Source organism: Flavobacterium sp. (assembly GCF_049590715.1).
GTDB lineage: Bacteria > Bacteroidota > Bacteroidia > Flavobacteriales > Flavobacteriaceae > Flavobacterium.
In genome coordinates, this window is record NZ_JBAWDL010000074.1 from 1 (window position 1) to 4,114 (window position 4,114).

3 protein-coding genes are annotated in these 4,114 nt (G+C 33.8%); all 3 read left to right on the plus strand.

Translation table 11 applies throughout. The annotated features are described in order from the left end of the window. The first annotated feature begins 487 nt into the window (after positions 1–487). The gene (locus WBQ70_RS03780; RefSeq protein WP_423910773.1) at positions 488–1,711 is read left to right on the plus strand and encodes a pyridoxal phosphate-dependent aminotransferase; all 1,224 of its coding nucleotides are present in this window, start codon (positions 488–490) and stop codon (positions 1,709–1,711) included. A 188-nt stretch (positions 1,712–1,899) separates the two neighbouring features. Beyond that, positions 1,900–2,571: a GTP cyclohydrolase I FolE gene (gene folE, locus WBQ70_RS03785; protein WP_423910776.1), complete on the plus strand. Its 672-nt coding sequence runs from the start codon at positions 1,900–1,902 to the stop codon at positions 2,569–2,571. A gap of 108 nt (positions 2,572–2,679) precedes the next feature. Next, positions 2,680–4,114, plus strand: a 1,435-nt coding sequence (gene cysS / locus WBQ70_RS03790; RefSeq protein WP_423910779.1) for a cysteine--tRNA ligase, incomplete at its 3' end; no start/stop codon positions are given.

Genomic DNA, 4,114 nt, shown 5'->3' on the forward strand with positions numbered 1-4,114 from the left:
TCTTCATCTAAAATAAAATGTGATAGATATGAATGAGACTGCGTATATTTAATTTACAATAAATTACCTATTGATTTTAAGCTATCAACAATAACATATCCTCCATATACTTTTACTAACTTTTTCAACGGTTTTAAAACTGAGATTATGCTTTTCTTCCACACTTAACAATATCACTTTATTATTTTCTTAATTCAATAAAAAAGTAAGTTTTAATCCATTGACTTTAATAGCAAAAAATAAAGTTGATTATTCATTTAAAAGGAAAAATATTTTTTTGTGATTTTTATATCAAAAAATCATCTTGCCTCCACACGGAAAACATTAAGAAAAATAGAAAAAAAAAGAAACTTATTTTTTTCATGTGTGTTAGTTTTCATAAAATCAATAAAAATCTTGCTTTTATGTTCATATAATCTTAAATAGTGAAACTATCGGTAGGTTAGTTCAAAAAAAAAATTGCAAATTTGTAGCAAATTTTATTACCATGCCTGATATTTCCATTAGAGGTCGAAAAATGCCTCAATCCCCTATTCGAAAATTAGCACCTTATGCTGATATTGCTGTTCAAAAAGGACATAAAGTGTATCATTTAAATATCGGGCAACCCGATATTAAAAGTCCAGAATTAGCTATTGAAGCCTTAAAAAACTTTAATCTAGACATTATTGAATACGGCCCTTCAGCAGGTTTTGATAGCTATCGAAAAAAACTGGCTAAGTATTACAATGACCAAGATATTGATGTCAATTTTGAGGATATAATGATTACAACTGGAGGTTCAGAAGCATTGCTTTTTGCCTTAGGAAGTATTATGGATCCAGGTGATGAAATCATTATCCCTGAACCATTTTATGCTAACTACATTGCCTTTTCTGAAGAGTCAAGTGCAACTGTTGTTCCTGTAAATACAGTTCTAGAAAATGGGTTTGCCTTACCTTCAATGGACGCTTTTGAAAAAGCAATTACACCAAAAACGAAAGCAATCTTAATATGTAACCCTAGTAATCCAACAGGTAATTTATATTCTGAGGATGAAATCAAACAATTAGGAAAAATAGTTAAGAAACACGATTTGTTTTTGATAGCTGATGAAGTGTATCGTAAATTTATCTATGATGGAGATGAATTTTTCTCCGTTATGAATTTAGAGGGACTTGAGCAAAATGTTATCATGATTGACTCTGTTTCAAAACGATATAGTATGTGTGGCGCTCGTATTGGTTGTATGGTAACTCAAAACAAACAAGTAATTGCTACTGCAATGAAATTTGCTCAAGCTAGATTATGCCCACCTACTATTGGACAGATTGCTTGTGAAGCTGCTATTGACACCCCACAAAGTTATTTTGATGAAGTAATTGCAGAATATAAAGAACGAAGAAATACTCTTGTAGCTGAATTAGATAAAATCAAAGGAGTGGTGGTTAATAAACCAAAAGCTGCTTTTTATTGCATCGTAGAATTACCTGTCAAAAGTACGGAAGATTTTGCACAGTGGTTACTTGAAGAATATGATTTGAATGGAGAAACCGTAATGATTTCTCCTGCCTCAGGATTTTATGCTACTCCTGGCTTGGGATTGAACCAAGTACGTATTGCTTATGTATTGAAAAAAGAAGATTTAATACGAGCAGTACACATTTTAAAAGAAGCGATACTTGTTTACAACGAACAAAAAGCAAAAAATACTGCGGAAGCAAATTGCTAATAACCCCCTAAATAAAATCCAACGGCAATAACTAAATTCTAGTTTTGCCGTTGTTTTATTTAGCATATAAAGACTTTTTAACAATAACAGGATTTAAAATTAATTATCAAAGGCTTTAGAAATTCTTTAGATTTTATTAATTATCTTTACCGCCTTAAAATATACACCCATTATAATAGTAGTTTTTGATGATACAAAATGAAGAAATACATGACGAGATTGGAGACAATCATATTGGTTCATGTGCAAAAAATCCAGTTCGTGACGACGCTTTTGAAATTTCTGATGACGAAAAGATTGAAATGATAAAAAAGGATGTTGAAAGTATTCTACAAACATTAGGAATGGATTTGACTGATGACAGCATCAAAGGAACTCCAAATCGTGTTGCAAAAATGTTTGTGAAGGAAATTTTTGGAGGATTAAATCCAACCAAAAAGCCAAAAGCATCAACATTTGAGAACAACTACAAATATGGTGAAATGCTAGTAGAAAAAAACATTACCTTATACTCTACCTGTGAGCACCATTTACTTCCAATTATTGGTAGAGCACATGTGGCTTATATATCGAATGGAACGGTAATAGGACTTTCTAAAATGAATCGCATTGTAGAACATTTTGCTAAAAGACCTCAGGTACAAGAACGTTTAACTATGCAAATTGTACAAGAATTACAAGACGCTTTAGGAACGCAAGATGTAGCTTGTGTGATCGATGCAAAACACCTTTGTGTGAATTCACGCGGCATCAAAGATATTGAAAGTAGTACAGTAACCTCTGAATTTGGCGGAAAATTTAAAGAAAACCAAACTCGTAGGGAGTTTTTGGATTACATCAAATTGGAAACTAAATTTTAAATGCTTGCCTAATGCCCTAGCCCTGATGGAAGCGGCATCCTTTTTATGGCTTTTTCTGCCATAAAAAGATACAGCGGACAGCAGGAAAAAGCTCCAAAAAAAATAAAAATGCCTTTATATAGCTCTCAAACATTAAAATTATACAATTCACTTTCGGGAGAAAAAGAAACGTTTACACCAATCCATGAAGGAAGTATTGGGATGTATGTTTGTGGACCTACCGTTTATAGCAATGTTCATTTGGGGAATTTGCGAACGTTCATGTCTTTTGATGTGATTTTTCGTTATTTACAACATTTGGATTACAAAGTGCGCTACGTTCGTAATATTACAGACGTGGGACACATGGTGGATGATGCTGATGAAGGTGAAGATAAAATTGCCAAAAAAGCCCGTTTAGAACAACTGGAACCAATGGAAGTAGTACAACGCTACACGGTTGATTTTCACGAAATTCTAAAAGCTTTTAACTTCCTTCCTCCTAGTATCGAACCCACAGCGACGGGTCATATTATTGAACAAATTGAGATTATCAAAAAAATTATCGATTCGGGTGTGGGCTACGAAGCAAATGGATCTATCTATTTTGATGTTGTAAAATTCAACAAAACCAATAATTACGGCATATTAAGTGGTCGTAACATTGAGGATATGTTAGCCAACACCAGAGATCTAGACGGTCAATCAGACAAGAGAAATCCTCAAGATTTTGCTTTATGGAAAAAAGCAGAACCACAACATATTATGCGTTGGCCTTCACCTTGGAGTGATGGCTTTCCAGGTTGGCATTTAGAATGTACTGCGATGAGCACCAAATACCTTGGGAATCATTTTGATATTCACGGTGGCGGAATGGATTTAAAATTTCCACATCACGAATGCGAAATTGCTCAAAACGAGGCTTGTACGGGTCAAACTCCTGTCAATTACTGGATGCACGCCAATATGTTGACGTTGAATGGTAAAAAAATGGCCAAATCAACAGGTAACAATATTTTGCCTGGAGAAATTTTATCAGGTAATAATTCCATTTTAAGTAAAGCTTTCTCAGCTTCGGTGACACGATTTTTCATGTTACAGGCACATTATAGAAGTATTCTTGACTTTTCGGACGATGCGATTGTCGCTGCCGAAAAAGGATACAAACGTTTGATGGAAGCTATAAACACGATCAAACAAGTGAATCCTAGCACTACTAGTTCGATTGACATTGCCTCATGGAAACAATTGTGCTATGATGCGATGAATGACGACTTCAACTCCCCTATTTTGATTGCTCAATTATTTGAAGGCGTACGATATGTCAATTTATTAAAAGATGGAAAAGAAACTCTAAACGCTGAAGATTTAAAATCTTTTGTAGCAGCAATGAACGCTTTTGTTTTCGATGTTTTAGGTTTAGAAAACGAAAAATCTGGAGATGGTTCTAACGATAAATTAGAAGGCACTGTAAAACTCTTAATCGAAATGCGTAATCAAGCGCGAGCAGATAAGAATTTTGCTTTATCTGACCAAATTAGAGACCAATTACTAGCAATTGGAA

Bases quoted from the DNA above. Each gene is read 5' to 3' on its own strand.
- folE (WP_423910776.1), top strand. From the start codon at position 1,900: ATGATACAAAATGAAGAAATACATGACGAGATTGGAGACAATCATATT.
- WBQ70_RS03780 (WP_423910773.1), top strand. From the start codon at position 488: ATGCCTGATATTTCCATTAGAGGTCGAAAAATGCCTCAATCCCCTATT.